At 53.1% G+C, this 14,896-nt stretch carries 18 protein-coding genes; 5 read left to right on the forward strand and 13 right to left on the reverse strand.

Annotated elements, in window-relative coordinates; all coding sequences use genetic code 11:
• From RBB63_RS05685 to RBB63_RS05745, 13 genes are all read right to left on the reverse strand, one after another.
• Window positions 1–219, reverse strand: a complete 219-nt coding sequence (locus RBB63_RS05685; protein ID WP_309381978.1) for a hypothetical protein — start codon at window positions 217–219, stop codon at window positions 1–3.
• An 81-nt stretch (window positions 220–300) separates the two neighbouring features.
• Window positions 301–717 (reverse strand): hypothetical protein, encoded by a 417-nt coding sequence (locus tag RBB63_RS05690; RefSeq protein ID WP_309381980.1) that lies wholly within the window; start codon window positions 715–717, stop codon window positions 301–303.
• Between the two features lie 31 nt (window positions 718–748).
• Window positions 749–1,231: a hypothetical protein gene (locus tag RBB63_RS05695; protein WP_309381982.1), complete on the reverse strand. Its 483-nt coding sequence runs from the start codon at window positions 1,229–1,231 to the stop codon at window positions 749–751.
• Window positions 1,232–1,417: 186 nt separating this feature from the next.
• Entirely contained in the window at window positions 1,418–1,624 is a 207-nt protein-coding gene (locus RBB63_RS05700; protein ID WP_309381984.1) for a hypothetical protein, read from the reverse strand.
• Window positions 1,624–2,382, reverse strand: coding sequence for a phage adaptor protein (locus tag RBB63_RS05705; protein WP_309381987.1), 759 nt, complete (start codon window positions 2,380–2,382; stop codon window positions 1,624–1,626). Before RBB63_RS05705 ends, RBB63_RS05700 begins: the two co-directional genes overlap by 1 nt.
• Before the next feature lie 179 nt (window positions 2,383–2,561).
• Window positions 2,562–2,819 carry a hypothetical protein gene (locus RBB63_RS05710; RefSeq protein WP_309381989.1) on the reverse strand — a complete coding sequence of 86 codons (258 nt, stop codon included), beginning with the start codon at window positions 2,817–2,819 and terminating at the stop codon, window positions 2,562–2,564.
• A 99-nt stretch (window positions 2,820–2,918) separates the two neighbouring features.
• Window positions 2,919–3,974, reverse strand: coding sequence for a hypothetical protein (locus RBB63_RS05715; RefSeq protein WP_309381991.1), 1,056 nt, complete (start codon window positions 3,972–3,974; stop codon window positions 2,919–2,921).
• 28 nt (window positions 3,975–4,002) lie between these two features.
• Window positions 4,003–5,028, reverse strand: coding sequence for a phage major capsid protein (locus tag RBB63_RS05720; RefSeq protein ID WP_309381993.1), 1,026 nt, complete (start codon window positions 5,026–5,028; stop codon window positions 4,003–4,005).
• Between the two features lie 34 nt (window positions 5,029–5,062).
• Window positions 5,063–6,004, reverse strand: a complete 942-nt coding sequence (locus tag RBB63_RS05725; RefSeq protein ID WP_309381995.1) for a hypothetical protein — start codon at window positions 6,002–6,004, stop codon at window positions 5,063–5,065.
• A gap of 18 nt (window positions 6,005–6,022) precedes the next feature.
• Window positions 6,023–6,358, reverse strand: coding sequence for a hypothetical protein (locus RBB63_RS05730; protein WP_309381997.1), 336 nt, complete (start codon window positions 6,356–6,358; stop codon window positions 6,023–6,025).
• 2 nt (window positions 6,359–6,360) lie between these two features.
• Complete coding sequence (locus tag RBB63_RS05735; protein WP_309381999.1) at window positions 6,361–8,085, reverse strand: hypothetical protein; 1,725 nt, start codon at window positions 8,083–8,085, stop codon at window positions 6,361–6,363.
• Entirely contained in the window at window positions 8,079–9,962 is a 1,884-nt protein-coding gene (locus RBB63_RS05740) for a terminase large subunit (RefSeq protein ID WP_309382001.1), read from the reverse strand. The genes RBB63_RS05735 and RBB63_RS05740 overlap by 7 nt, the downstream gene beginning before the upstream one ends.
• 94 nt (window positions 9,963–10,056) lie before the next feature.
• Window positions 10,057–10,521: a hypothetical protein gene (locus tag RBB63_RS05745; RefSeq protein ID WP_309382003.1), complete on the reverse strand. Its 465-nt coding sequence runs from the start codon at window positions 10,519–10,521 to the stop codon at window positions 10,057–10,059.
• A gap of 1,104 nt (window positions 10,522–11,625) precedes the next feature.
• Here RBB63_RS05745 and RBB63_RS05750 point away from each other — a divergent pair.
• The 5 genes from RBB63_RS05750 (at window position 11,626) to RBB63_RS05770 (ending at window position 14,861) form a co-directional block, all read left to right on the forward strand.
• Window positions 11,626–12,024, forward strand: a complete 399-nt coding sequence (locus RBB63_RS05750) for a hypothetical protein (RefSeq protein ID WP_309382005.1) — start codon at window positions 11,626–11,628, stop codon at window positions 12,022–12,024.
• A 3-nt stretch (window positions 12,025–12,027) separates the two neighbouring features.
• Window positions 12,028–12,204, forward strand: a complete 177-nt coding sequence (locus RBB63_RS05755) for a hypothetical protein (protein ID WP_309382007.1) — start codon at window positions 12,028–12,030, stop codon at window positions 12,202–12,204.
• A gap of 78 nt (window positions 12,205–12,282) precedes the next feature.
• Window positions 12,283–14,022 carry a DUF3560 domain-containing protein gene (locus RBB63_RS05760; RefSeq protein ID WP_309382009.1) on the forward strand — a complete coding sequence of 580 codons (1,740 nt, stop codon included), beginning with the start codon at window positions 12,283–12,285 and terminating at the stop codon, window positions 14,020–14,022.
• Window positions 14,019–14,669: a methyltransferase gene (locus RBB63_RS05765; RefSeq protein ID WP_309382011.1), complete on the forward strand. Its 651-nt coding sequence runs from the start codon at window positions 14,019–14,021 to the stop codon at window positions 14,667–14,669. The genes RBB63_RS05760 and RBB63_RS05765 overlap by 4 nt, the downstream gene beginning before the upstream one ends.
• Window positions 14,670–14,690: 21 nt before the next feature.
• The gene (locus RBB63_RS05770) at window positions 14,691–14,861 is read left to right on the forward strand and encodes a CopG family ribbon-helix-helix protein (RefSeq protein ID WP_309382013.1); all 171 of its coding nucleotides are present in this window, start codon (window positions 14,691–14,693) and stop codon (window positions 14,859–14,861) included.
• The last annotated feature ends 35 nt before the right edge of the window (window positions 14,862–14,896 follow it).

A 14,896-nucleotide genomic window follows, 5' to 3' on the forward strand; every position in this document is an offset into this window, starting at 1 on the left:
TTAAGCTACCGTGATCGCGTTAAAGTCGCAGCTCGTTTTAGAGCCTTCGTTGACGTAGAGCGCCGTACCGTCTCCGCCGTCAGTGTGGCGGAAGATGCAGCCAGTCGCATAGCCCTCCGAGCCATCAGCTGGGACCGTGGCGCCATAGGCGTCCAAGATGCCAACGCCAGGTGCGCGGGTAATCACTCCATCGGAAGTGTGTAAGTTGACAGTTCTCATTTTCGTAAATCTCTTAATTAACATTATTTCCCACTGGCAGCATCTGCTTGCCAGTGGGGAGGAGAAATTGAGCAATAGGCGTTACCTCATTGCGTGATGCTCAACACCATTGGGATGATGCAGGTAGACGTATATCATCGAGGCCACTTCGATGTATGCTGCCTTAGGCCAACATCGCCAGTTCTCCCCAAATTCAGAAGCATAGGTCGCAACCGTTCGGTTTATGGATTCACGGTCGGGAACACCAATTGGGCGGGACACAAAATCTTTGGCCTCGGAATCCAAACCATTGATCCCCGTGTTGTATTGGACTTCGAAGCTGTCCAAGTTTTCAACGATAAGATAATCAACACCCAACTGAGGTTCAGTCCAATTATCGAGAGTCGAATCAAGCGTAGATGCTTGCTCGGCAGGACAAGACTCAATAGTCGAATCCGCGTGAATGGATGCAGCAAATAGCCCCATCGCAGTTGATACAATAATGATTAGCTTTTTCATGATTATTGATAGTTGTTAGTGGAGATCATTTTTACGCTCGTCGCGCAGCCTGGTTACTAAAGTAGAAACCAATGATAGAAATCATCGCGATGTTCCGAACCGGGTCCAAAACAGACACAACGGCATTTGGATCAGAGCTGCCGACCTTGATCCAATGGATTTGCTCCATACTGACTTGCCAAGGCCAGGTTGCTCCAACTGTGTCGTAGTAACCAACAGCGATCTGCACTGGCAGCCCCTTGAAAGCCGCGATAATTACGGGGAGCATTGGCCAAAGGAAGTAAGCACAAATTACGATCAAGGCGATAGCACTACGAACCCAATAGAAACCATTCCACTTAGCTTCGTAGTTTCTAGCAGCTTGAGTGGCTTCGACCGTCGCCTTGTGCTGGTTTGCATGAGCCATGTCCAACTCATGACGATCCTTGAGGCTGTTGCCCCACATAGTTATGGCTGCTCCAAAAAGTGTTGAGAAAGCTCCAGCTAGAATCTCAGGAGATAGAAAAGGACTCATGGTTTGGTAAAGTCGGTCACACGACCTTCATTGGTTTGAAGAGTGAAGTGGGTAGAGGTTGAAGCACCTCCCGTCTGAGGAGCAGTAGGGTTGGTCCAATCGATGGTCCTCCCCTGCTGAGCACACCCTACAGCGAGGGCGGCGAGGCCCACACTTAGGCCAATTAGAATTTTTGTTTTCATGATACTATTTAATAAAGAACGAAAGTCCCATCCCCACGATAGTGAGTGCGGATGGGACAGCTAAGATCAGAAGCCCCCACAGAATTTTAATCCCGGTATCCAAGCGGGTCTCAATACGCTCCACACGGGTTTTGATGCCAGGTGATCCATTGCCGTAAACAGTGTGGCGCAATTCACTCACATCTCGTTTGATTATTTCCAAGTCGCTCATTACCAAGTTGACCCTTTGTAAGTAACCTCTCCGCTTCTCATTCGGCAGGGTTCGTTAAAATCGATGCTTCCCCCCATGTGACCATAGTTTCGAGCGCCTTGACGCTGATCTTGGCTGATGGCGGAAGCTAGAAGTCGTTTAAAGGCAGTCGTATGAATACCCACTTCGTCATTAGCCCGTTGCTCGGCGACCGATAGACATGACTCAACAATCAGCTCTGAGAACTTCATGCCTCCCAATGGGTAGGGCTTATCAGTGGTCAGCTTGCCATTGTATGCTTCATAAGTATAAGTAAGCGTGTAAGCTTTATCTGGCGTTGGATACCAAACCACTTCAAAGCGCTGCCCATCGGAACCATCTGCCTCGGCCTTACGACGAATGCAGGCATATTGCGGAGGGCCAGAATCAGTGTTGAGCTGCCCCAGGGCATAAATGCGAGCCTCACTCACAATCACCACTGGGCGTCGGGTTACGTTGGGCTCAAAATAAAAGTTTCCAGCAATGAATCCAAAGTTATCTGGAAGATCGTCAATCGCCTGTTCCGCCGTGGTGTCCAACGTTGTTGTTGGTTTCAAGAATGACCACTCATGATTAACCTCGGGCGGGTAATAGAACTGTCGAATTCCTGATTGAATGTAGCGATCAAGCTCAGCGACTTGTGCGGAAGTCCAATCTCCATCATCCACCCCGTAGCCCAGGAATGCCCCCACTTCTTTTTGGAGGTCAACAAATGTAATCGATAACGCGGACTCACTCATGGTTAATCGAATTTAATGGGGGCGTATTCCACATCCTTTATTTTGGAACCAAGTCCACGTTTCTTGATGCGACTATTGGCGATCTTGCGTGCCTCCGACTCGCTTGGAGAACCACGATTGCAGACGTGCATCTCTGTGCCGTCTGAGCAGGTGATTTTCCAGGCAGAGACAGTCATATCTTACTCGCCTTCGCTAAGGGTGAACTGACCGTCTGCCATATCCGCAAGCATGGAGATCATAACAAACTCCCCTGCGGTAGGACGGGACGGAGCCAGGCGACTTTTGCGCTGCATGAACTCTCGGTGTGTCTTGACCAGTGAGTCGGGCAATCGCTCCCCAGTATAGCCGAGGTGCCGGTAAACATTGATGGCGTTTTCATCAAGGCGTGTTTCCGGTTGTGGCTTGGGTTCAGGTTTGGTTGAAGATTTAGACGACATGATAAATAGATTTACGAATCGACAATTATTTACAATATAAAAATGCCGGAGGCAAATAAAAATCGCCCCCGGCATTTGTGTAGTATCTGATTTATCGGGTTAAGCCTGTGTGGCTCCGCCAATCAGGCCAATCGTTCGCCAGATGCCCTGCCACTCAAGGAACACCGCATCCGCGGCAGCATCAATCGCGTTGACTTCAGCAAGGGCCGAGCCGTCCAACTGGAGGCCAGCCGTCACCAGATCAACCACGAAATCACTGGTCGTTAAAGCGCCCAAAAGGACGAATCCCTTGCGCTCACCATAGCTGGCGCCATCGGCCAGTTCGCACTCTGCGTCAGCCGCGAGCGTCAAACCTCCGCATACGTAGGTGATGCCACCCGTAATGTAGGCTTGGTTGTCTCCACCAGCGTTCGGCAGGCTGATGAACTGAACGCCACCTGATTCGGGGCCTTCCAGCAAATCGGCCTGACAGGTCGGATTACCCGTATAGGCATAGCCAGTGCAGGTCAAGGCAGCAGCAGGCTCATCGCCAACTGCCGAACTGGAGAGCACGAGCACAGTGCCACTGGTGATCGAGGAAACGGTGTATTTGCCGGGCACGATGGCCTTGCTATCACCTTCGTCCTCTCCACCAAGCAGAACCACGGTATCACCCGCAGAAATGCCCGTAGTATCCGAGACCGTCAGCGTTACGCCGTCAGTGGCCAGCGACCAGCCGCCCGCCATGCTTGCTTCCAGCACAGCAGAAACAGTCTGGCGCGGGACAATGGAGCCGCGACCAGGGAAACCCGCTTTGACGAATCGACCTGCCTCGGTCGAGCTTCCAACCGTGAAGGTCAACATGCCCACACCAATGACCACATCGGCGCCAAGAGCGACTTCAACACCACGGCTACCCGGAATGTAGATTTCGATGAGCTGACCACCCGTTTGCGCCGAGTAGTCACGAGCGGCAACGCCAGCGAAGGCGTTGTTGTTGGAGGTCGAGGGACGCTCAACGCGCTGGGCGCGGCGACCATCGACGGCGGTTGCGGTGCCATAGTCGGTATTAAAACAAACCGCTTCACCCTTCTTGAGTGCATCGGTGCCTTCATACCAGACAAAATCAACCACCGGCTTCGGAGCCTTTTGATAGGCATTGGAACTTGCGTTCATATCAATGATTTCCTTTCCGTGTTTGAGTTTACTTCGAGATGACTGCCTGACGACGAAGGTCGGTGCAGATCATGTTCAACGAAGCGTCGAGGTCCACGCGGCGAACCAGGTGCTTATTGGGAACCATGTAGGGGGCACCCACATTGTTTTCCCAGCCAGCCATGGCGCCACAGACCAGCCACTTCCAATCTAGCATGTAGATCGGGTCCGTCGCGTCCTCGTCCAGATACGGAGCATACTGCACCGGAGTGGACTTGAACACCGCCTTGCCGTCCTTGCTGGCCAGATCGTTGCCAAGGTTCATATTCTGGGCTTCCAGGATTTCCTCCAGCAAACCAATGACAGTGTCGTTGGTGTAGATGCCGTTCTTCATGGAGCCCAAATCATGGGTAGCATGGGAAACCGGGGAGCGGAACTTGGTCTTGCGGTGGGCGCGGCGCATCTTGCGAAGCAAGTCTTCCTTGCTAACGTCTGCATACTGCGCGGTCCAGTTGGCCCAACGCGGGTAGTCCACGGTGCTGATGCCTGCGCGACCATCGGAGAATCCTGCCGGGTTGCCTCCGTTGAAGCCCTCGGTTGCGTGCTTGGTGATCCAGTAAGCGATACCGAACGGGGTCTTGTCGTCGCTGGAATCCGTAGGCTTGCCCCACAGGAGTTCTTCCAACAGTTCATAGACGCTGACGATCATCGCAGTGTAGCGGGTCTTGACCAAATCAACAATGGCCGCGCCGCCGCGCTGGAAATCGGGTTCGCGCTGGTCGTAGATGTAGTGAGCGTTGACATGACGAACCGGGACTTCGCCCTTCTTCATGGTGTCGCTCACACTGGAGCCGTCGTTCTCATAGAGGCCAACGGTGCGTGCGGAGTGGTTGTGATCCATCTGCACGTCGAAGCGCCAGTTGAGACCACCACTAAAGACCTTCTTTCGGTCTTTCCACATTTCACGGACGGCGACATGGTCTTGCAGATCGGTCTGCATATCCACGAAGGCGCCCTTTTTGATGAAGTTGCTCTGCGTCAGCAGAACCGCGTCATCGATGTCGCTGTAATTCATTACAAACGTTCCTTTCTATGGTGATTTATTATGATTAACTTTGACCAAAGAATTTACGGTCAAGTTGCTTTGCTGTCTCCGATTCGACATCGGAGGAGGGTTTGGGCTTCGCCCCTGTGGGGCGTTGCGTGTGTTGGCCGTTGCGCTTCTTGAGCGCGTCTGCCTTCTTTTGCTCCTTGGATTCGCGGACGGAATCACCCAACACCATGCCAACTGCTTCTTCAAAGATGGTGTCCTGGCTAACGTCTTGACCGGCAGCTTTGTAACCGGCAGACAACACATCGAACTTGGTTTTCAGGTCGTCACGTTTTGCGGTCTTATCCGAGTCTGGCACTTCGAGTGCTGAAACTTGGGAATCGAACCACGACTGCTGACCACTGCCCTGAATTGCCTTGATGGACTCACTTTGTTCACGGATGGTTTTTTGCTGGGATGCGATAATGGATTTCATCGCATTAAATCCCTTGATGATTCCTTCATCATATTCCTCGGGATCAAGGTCGGGGATGTCCGCCAGCGGATCACTCTCGCTTGCTTCTTCCTCCTTGGGTTTGTCCGCACCCTGATTTACGTCCTTCTGTCGGGCCTCCAACAGTCCAACGATACGCTCAAGGGACTTAGCATCCTTGAATGAACGCGCCTCAGAGATAGACATGCCTGCCTTAATAGCGCGCTCAACGTGGGCGTCGGTAATATCCGATTCCTCCACCTTCTTGCCGTCAGGCTCGTCTTTGGTGTCGGTCTTGGGTTTGCCTTCGCCCTCGTCGTTATTCTCTTCTCCAGGGGAATCCTCCTCCTGGTTATCACCACCCGGAACGTCGTCATCGGGGGTTAAAATTTCTTCCTCGGACTTCGGCTTATCGCCGCCCTTGTCCTCAGCGGGCTCAACCTTCAGGGAGTCCTCCACTGCCGCATTAATTTCGTTGGCGAGTTCGGGCTCTACCTTCGTGTCGGTTTCTTCGTTTTTTTCTGCCATGTTATGATGTGTGTTGAGTTAAGAAAAGGATGAGCGGTCATGAAGCCCACGCACCTTAAGCGCTTTCTTCCGATGATTCGCATCACGGTAGATAGGGTTGCCATCGCCAGTAACTTCCGTGGGGACTCCCTTGCGAGCCAGTTCGCTACGCAACTCCCCGGCCTGCTCGGAATTCACTCCGCTGGCCACGCATTCGAGCGGCCATCCCTTTGTCGGGGGAACGCCCACTCCCTCAGCGCCAAAGTCGCGCTTAGCTGGGCCTGCGTCCGTGTCGATGACCTGCGGAGCCTCGCCCATGTGATAGACGCGTTCGTGAATGATCCCATCCGGGTCTCTGTAGCAATATACTGGCATGATTAAATACTTCCGATTGTGGCCCCCTCAGCCTTTTGAACGTTACCTCCCATAAGTAAGCGGCTCATCACGTCATCCTTGCCGTGTCGAGTAGCGCCAGATCGGCTGATACGCTCGTAGGTGCGTTTTGTTTGTGCTGGAGAGACCTGGGGCTGAGGGTTGCCCTGAACGGGGTCTCCAGTTGTCACATTTTGAAAGACAACGATATCGTCCAGCTCTGGTATATTCCCCAAGCGACTCACCATTTCCACTAGGGATTGCATGTTGATCTGACCGCCCTGCTGTTGAATGTAAGGCATGAGTGGCAGAATATAATTCTGCAATGCCTCTGCCACTTTACGGAGCTTCGTAGTCGGCGAATCGTCCTGCATCGAATGCACGTCGATATCGAAGTTGTATTGAACGAAGTCACCTTCGCGGGTGTCGGCGCTCCACTTGCTGACTACCTTGATGCTTGTTCCAGGAACGTCTTTTTCGATGATACGCTCGCGTACTGGATCGGTCCATTCATACCACGCCAGCGCTTCAAAAATCTTCTTCACGAAGTCGATGACCTGTTCCTTCATGAAGGAAAGACGGGCGCCCGACGCCTCGGAAAGTAGCCGATCCTGACCAACGGTTTCCGATGACGCCGCCAGTCCGCCTAGACTGTCCAGGTTGCCCCCGAAGTAGTTAAAGAGATCACGTACTTGCAGGTAGAAAGCCAGCGTTGGCGCATCAATGCCACCAACTTGAATCTGCTCTGGTTTCTGGCCGTTGTAGCGAATGCCATCACCGTCATCGGCTCTCTTGAGGGCGTTGACATCATCATCGTTGCCACCCTGAAATGCGGCCACCGATTTCTTGCTGTCAGCCTGACGGCCCAACTTACGGAACAGTGAATTACCAAGCTCATGTAAATCACGCCATAGTGCAACCGGCGGAAGCGGTAGAAGATTTCCAGGAACCTCCGAAAAACCGAGAGTGATATAGGGTCCGCATTCAGGGCCATCCCAGTCGATCACGCGGAGTAGCTTGCCAGTCTTGACGGTATAGGTGACAAGCTGGCCGGTCGATGGAATCCACACGTCGCGGAGCCAAACCTTTTCCTTGTAGAGATCGGCTCCCTCATCCGAGGAAATGCCTTCGGCACGAGGTTCGCCTTCGCTGCCTTGGACGGTGAAAGAGTCATGCTCCAGCTTCTTTCCAAAGATGCCTTCCACCTCATCAACCGGGAGCCAGTAGTCGTTTCCTTCAAACTGGATGGCTCCCGGCGACTTAGCGGTCATGTCGCAAAAGTAGTCATCGATCGACACGAGATCGACATAGGGCTCACCATGATCATGCCCCAGGATCGCTGTGCCACTGGAAGCAATGCCGACCTTGACCACTGCGAAAGAGAACATGGCTTCCACCACGGCGCGGCGCAAAGTAGCATCGAGTCCGATTTCCTTGGGCACCTGATTCAGCGCAACTTGCATGGAGCGTGCTTGCGGGCGCAACTGGCGGTTGGCCGCAGACACCATCACGCGTGGAGACCGGGCAATAAGTTGGCGGGTATAGATCGTCACTGCCAACTCAAGAAAGTTTGTTGGCACACGCTTCTCGGAGCCGTTCTCGGCATAGTGCATCCCCACATATTCGCGGATCGCCTCCACTCGATTACGACGCGGCTTATCCAATTGGCTAACACTCCAATCGACTGCCGTCTTTAGCTGCTCAAAGTTAATGCCAAGGTCTTTCACCATCCTGCTCCTAGTTGGTCTTGTTTCTTAGCCGCTTCTTTGTCGGCCTTTTGCTTCATACGCCAGGCGAGTGACCCGACTGGAATTTCTTGTTCCTGTGCATCTGGTGTGTAGTGGCCACGAGCTTCCAAGCCCAAGCAGGCCAGTGCATCGGCAATCACTTCGTCGCCGTGGGCTGTTCGAGCGCCAGAGGGGTCTTGCGAATTCGCAGAGGCGCTATGCTCAATGGTGCCATCCGGTTTGCGAATGAACTGCATACACTCACGCATCCCCATCTCTGAGCGATTGATATAGCTGAACTTGGAAAGAGCCTCGCGGTAGTCTTCAAGAACGGCTTCACGCGCCTTGGGGTTCAGGTAGTATCCGGGCTCGCTCGTAATGTCCTGAGTAACCTTGGTTTCTGCACGACGGTAGTAAACATTGCCGTAGCCATTCTTGATGACTCGCTGTGTGTAAACCTTCCCAGTTGGCCCGCTGGCGTCCCAGGTCTTGAATGCCTTGTTGAAGAATTTCCCCAAAGCTATCGAGTAGCCTGCAAAGGGGTTGGGTCGAAGGTGCGGTGTCCTGAGCACCGCAACCTTCTCCCCGGTATTTCGATCAACAACACAGGAAACGGAATTAGATGCGCCGGTCCCAGCGGAAACGTCAGTTCCCATAACGTATTCGCGGTCTTTGGGTGGACGGCCCTCGCTACTCAAAGTGTTCCAAAGCCACAGGTCTCCGCGTTCATCCTCAACAAAACGCTTTGGCTCCAAAGTCTCGTCATCATACTCCAGGCGTCCCTTTAAAACTGGGCTCTCGCAATGACGCTTGATGTAGAGCTCAATAAACTCGTTATCAAAAAACTGATAGTCGGAGCCTAGAAAGTCGATGTCCAGTTCCTGGGCGATTTCCATCTCCGATACACAACGGGCGCACTCGTTGTCATACCACGGCGAGCGGAGCTTCTTATCCAGACGGAAAGGATAATCCTCGGGATAGTTGTAAGTGCGCTTACCAACTTCGCCCTTGATGGCGACCTCTACACGTCCACGGAAGTTGTCCAGGAGCTTAAGGTTCCCTTGCTCGTCAGTCGTGTAGAGTCCCTTGTTTTTCTCGGGGTGCTTTGACCAGTGCAGGCGAATCTGACGAGCGGCAGTCTTGTGGACTACTTCGTAGAATCCATTATTGGCGCCCTGGGGGGTCGAGTTGAACCCACGACACTTGGTTGTATCACGCGTTGCCCGCAAAACACGGAAACCATCGTTCAGTTCAAATGCTGCATGCTCGTCAATGAACATGGCTGTCCGGCGGTCGCCTCGACCTGCATCGCCAGTAGTGGATTCACCGTCGATCACGCTCTTATTCTCAGCGTTCGCCAAGTGAAGCATCTTGCGATTCGGGTCTTTCCACCCCTGCCAACGCCCATCGGGCAACAGCCAACGCGGTTGATTCTCGTGAAGGAAATCGATCTTCCAGAAAAGGGACTTAGGATTTCCACGCTTATCCACGTAGTCCTCATTTCGGCTGATCAGCAAGAAGCTGAGATTTTCACGGAAGTGCCAGAACCACTCAAATACCGTAAGGCCAATCCAGCTCGCGCCCATGTCACGGCTTTTGGGCATGGAGAAGTCCTCCCCACGCTCCACGCACTCAACGATACTCAACATCGCATCATCCTGAAATTCAGGATACGTGATGAATGGCATCCGGCTTACTGGGCATCGCGGGTCATAGGTCCAGCAGAAGGCATTGACGTAGAACAGCAGATCCTCAGCGCACATCTGTTTGATCTGTTTCGCCGCTGACGGGTCCGTGCTGGCCATCATCAAAAGATCGCGGCGGAACAGCAAATTCGCGTCCATCGACTTCGGGACCAGTCCGTAATGGGGGCACTTCACTTGCGTGCCCTCCGGTTTTTGACGAACAGACGCTCGACCTTACGGAAGCCAAACAGGGTAATCACGATAGCAACGATCCAGTCAGGAAGCCTCATTAGTTTTGCCTCCGATCTATCACTGCATCAATAGCGCTGTCGCGAGCCGCACGGATGCGGTCGATAACGCCCACGATCTCGGCGCCGTCTTCCTCGCGCTTGTCATCGTCCTCGTTGAACGTTGAACGTGCCGGGATCAATTTAGCCCAGAGCTTTTCCATGAAGAAAAAGCGGGTCTCCATGCTCACGCGGCAATCCTTAAGCAGCGTCCATGCAAATGGAGAGGGGCAGTTCTCTGGGCATGCCAACGGATTATCGATGTTGTTTGCTACCCAGCGGATGATCTCAGGCTCAGAGGCAGTACGCCCCGAAAGGCACGACGTGTCGAAGTGATCAAGGTCAGTAGCAGCACCCGCCGATTCCTGACTCTTGTCATCGGTATCATTGGTATCTACTTTGCCTTTACGACCCATTGCGCATTTACGTTGTGCAAATAATTTACCATTCGTCAATTGCCATTTCATGACTTTTTGACGCCCTCTGCATTGCAACAGACGCCACCGAAAAGTAGGCACACGTCGGGCGGGGGGTAACTTAACTTCTGGTGAGCAGATTGACCGGGGGGCTTGGTAAAGATTCCGGCCATGCCTGGGAGTCCCGTTTCCTTTACCTCCCCCATGCCCTCAGGGCCTACCAGCGCTCCCTCAAGCCCTTGGGTGCACTGATCCCGCACAATACACGGTGTGCAAATACGCGTGTCCACAGAGGCAAATACAAGCGCAAGGAGGATTCAACCCTTGCACATAGGGAACCCTATGAGCCAAAGCGATCACAACATATCACAATAGCAACCTAAGATACATCATCAGAATTTCAAAATTATTTCGCCTCAAGCTGCCCCCGCCGAGATCGATGAGCAGTGCAAAAGTGCTGATGAGTGAGAGAGATAATCGCTGAGGTTGCACCAACGCATAAGTAGAGGAGAAAAGCGGCTGGACTATGGTCGAGAACCGGCTGAGCCATAATGGCGCACTGAAACGTTAGGAAAGTTAGTAAAAGTAGTATAGTAGTAATATGTTAGTATATGTTAGTAATATAAGTATATATACTTACCTAACCTCTGGGGTATCTCTGCAATCCTAGGGTGTTCTAATTAGCTACTACAGTACATACATGCCAACAAAACTAACAAAAATTCAAAAATAATTGAACCCTAGCCCTCTGGGAGCCAATAGCCATCCTCAGTCACTGGTAGGACATCTAAGCCATGACGAGTATCAAACCATCCGCGATTCTGATCAATGAAGCGCCATGCATCATCCGGAGAGTCGAAACGCTGAGCGTCCTGAGGATCACACACAGAGTAAAATCGCTCTTGGTTGAATCCCCAGGAATTACAAACAGAAGCTAGCCATCGATCTCGCCGCGACTTCCCCCCGTGATACCAGCCCTTAGACGTTTGAATAATAAACTTTTGCATAGTATTCATTTGAATACATAATGAGTGCCGAAGCAATCCACGAAGGGAATAGACAAGAGATTGAAAAATTGTCGATGCGTTGAAAATTTACGAATCGTAAATTATTTACGTTGACACAAGGCAGCCTATGTGCAACTATGGCAGCACAATGAACACTCAAACCACACCTGACCTACCGAAAGCAGAGGCTTTCTTTTACAAGCACGCAGGGTTCGGCTATGCACCCGCCCAAGAGACTGAGGAACAAGGCAAACTCCGTCACGCCCATGAGTTGGCCAACGCTGAGAACGCAGCCTTAGAGCATGAGCTTGATTTCAATTGGACTCAGGATGTTTGCGACTCCAGCGAATGGAGCGACGAAGCCCCGGCATGGGAGCAGTGGGTTTGCACATGCCGCGATGCACAGGGCAGAATCTTGGTTGCACTCGGCTGTATCGACTTTGGCCGTGATGGCGCACCATGGGGAGCCCCCTACAAGCGCGTAGTGGAAGCCGAGCTGGCCGTTGAGGCGCTTGAGGCATTGGCAGCAATCCAAAGCGAAGGCTAACCCATGAGCTACGGATTTATGACCTACGACGAAGCCGTTACCGCCCCCGTGACCATGAGCCGCGAGAGCGCCATTGCCGAAATCCGCAAGCACAATGCCAGCATTGAGGAATTTCTAAGCGAAGTCGGCGACCGTCAAAGCTACTCGTCCGCCGACGTTCTTATCTGGCTGGGGTACTAAATTTACGGGGCATGGCTCGCCGACACCGACGAGCCGCAGCGCGGCAACGCTGGCCCCTAACCGAAACGACACCATAAAATGAAACTAGATCAATCAGAAATCCAAACCGGGGAAGCAACTTATTGCCCGGAGGATAACAAGCTAAGGCTCTACGTTGGTAGAGTCCCACGCGAAGAATACATTGCGCTTAAAGATGAGGGGTGGACTTCCACACCTAAGCAAGAGAGCGATTTCGTTGCGACATGGTCCACCAGACGCGAAGACACCGCCTTAGCCTATGGCGAGGGAGTAATCGGAGACGAGGACCAAGAGCCCGCAGAACGCGCCGCAGATCGCGCCGAGCGTTTCGGAGGTTACTGCGATAAGCGGCTTGCCGAGGCTCACAACCATGCAGGCGCCTATGCTGGCCAGCCACTCGCCCACGGCTTCCAGAACGAAGCCAAAGCCCAACGCGCCGCCAGAAGACACGACCGCCTAGCAGACCACGCCGTCAATGCATGGGACAAGGCCGAATATTGGCAGCACCGTACCGCCGGAGTAATTCGCCATGCGCTCTATATCTCCTCCCCCGGCGTTCGCATGGGGAGAATCAAGCGCCTAGAAAGCGAACTGCGCGACGTAGAGCGCACGATTATTGAATGCCGCCAGCGTTGGCAAGCATGGGCAAAGGTGGGCGACGATATGCAAGCCGCGTTGAAAGCATCCAGCATTGGCAACGGCCTAGCTCGCTACCTACACCCACGCCCAGAAGAAGTGACGAATTCTTACATTCGTGAAAACGGTTCAAACCTCTACAGCCTGCTAACGATGGATAAGGACGGCTACGGCAAACCGATCACACCCGCCGAAGCTGTAGCAATCTACCAAGCCCGCCACCACAACCCAGACGCCGACGAATGGCACGACACCAGAACCGCCCGCCGGCATCGTCATTTGCAAAACCGCATTGCCTATGAAAACCAAATGTTGAAAGCCCAAGGCGGACGCCTGGAGCAATCCGACATTGAGCCCGGCGGTAAACTTGGCGGTAAGCTCATTTTGCGAGTCAACAGAAGCAACGCCACCAAGCGCGTAACTTCCGTTGCTGTGATCGGTCCCAAGGTCGAAGGCTACACCTATAAGGCCCGGAACATCAAAGGCACTGAGTGGGCAGAATACCAAATTGACACCCAGCGCCTAGACCCTGCTGCCTACAAGGCCCCGACTGACGAAAGTAAAGCCGAGCTGGCCAAGGTCAAAAAAGCCATCAAAGCCGCCAAGGCGAAAGGTCCAAAGGCTTTGCAACTCATCAATCCGACCGACGCCGACGCCGAGCGCCTGCAAGCAGTTTGGAATACTGATCCGTTCTACAAACGAGACAAGCCCGCTGAGGTCCACCGTATGACACAGGCCGAATATTCCGCACAAAGCAAAGGAACATATGCCGCTTGTGAATCCGTTTGCATCGAAGAAGGCGGGCAGAAAGACACAGGCCGCGCACTCCGCCCCAGCCCATACCGCAATCTTTGCAAAGTCCGCTGTCATCATCGCCATGTGATCATTTTGACCGACAAGCCGCAAAAGCCACTTCCCCCGGAAGTGTTCACCAATCCCAAAGCCGAAGCCCGCGCATGGTGCAAAGAAAACCTTGAGCTATGCCACTTAGCAGTCATCGCCAAGCGCAACGAGTCCGAGCTTACCGACGAAACACTGAATGCATGGAACCAACTCAACCGCGCCAAGTGGGCAGAGTCGCGCATGTGGCGTCATGCTGAAATCTCCGACGAGTTAGACATGCTTTTCCGCGAGGCTGGAACTTACCAAAAGGCAACCGCATGAACCCGGAAACCCTCCACCGTCTGCAATCGCTTCGCGTGCAAAACGATCAACGACGTGCCGACATGGACGCCGCTCGCCCTCTCTTCGAGGGCTTGCGGCAACGCCATGAGAACGGGACCGCCCCCCGCGCCGTGTCAGCCTATCAGCTTTTCCAAACGCCGCCGAGTATAGCCGCAATGATGGTTGATGCTTTACGCTTCATACCTTTTGCAGGTCAGCCCCCGCGCATTCTTGAGCCCTCCGCTGGGCTAGCTCGATTGATCGACGCAGCAAGGGCTCGCTTTCCATCCGCTGAAATTACAGCGATTGAAGAAGCGCCACAGCTAGCCGCCGAACTGTTCCAACAGGAACGCAAGGGCGTCACTCTTCTACAGCGTGACTTCCTCACTCAGTCACCAAACGAACTCGGGTTGTTTGATATAGTGCTCATGAATCCGCCCTTTCACATGCGGGCAGACATTCGGCACATCAACCACGCTCTGCAATTTCTGTCTCCAAGCGGAATGCTGGCTGCAATATGCATGAACACCAAGCACCGTCGCGAAGCCTTTGAGGGTATCGCTACGACTTGGCAACCACTGCCAGCGTGCAGCTTCAAAGCCGAAGGAACCAATGTGGAAACAGTATTTTTAACCCTAACCAAATAAACCAGAAATCAACAACACATCATGTCTAAGAAGAAAAACACCAAGACCAACCGGGCACCCGGAAAAACACAAATCAGCATTAGCTTGCCACAAGACCTTGTGAAGAAAATCGACAAGCTAGCCGCGACCGAAAACCGCAACCGGAGCAATTTCATTGCGACGGCTCTAGACCGCATCACGTCCGAATCCTGACGTTCTACCGGCGGGCTGCTTACCCGGCCCGCCCA

The sequence above is a fragment of the Cerasicoccus frondis genome, from assembly GCA_031296915.1.
Lineage (GTDB): Bacteria > Verrucomicrobiota > Verrucomicrobiia > Opitutales > Cerasicoccaceae > Cerasicoccus > Cerasicoccus frondis.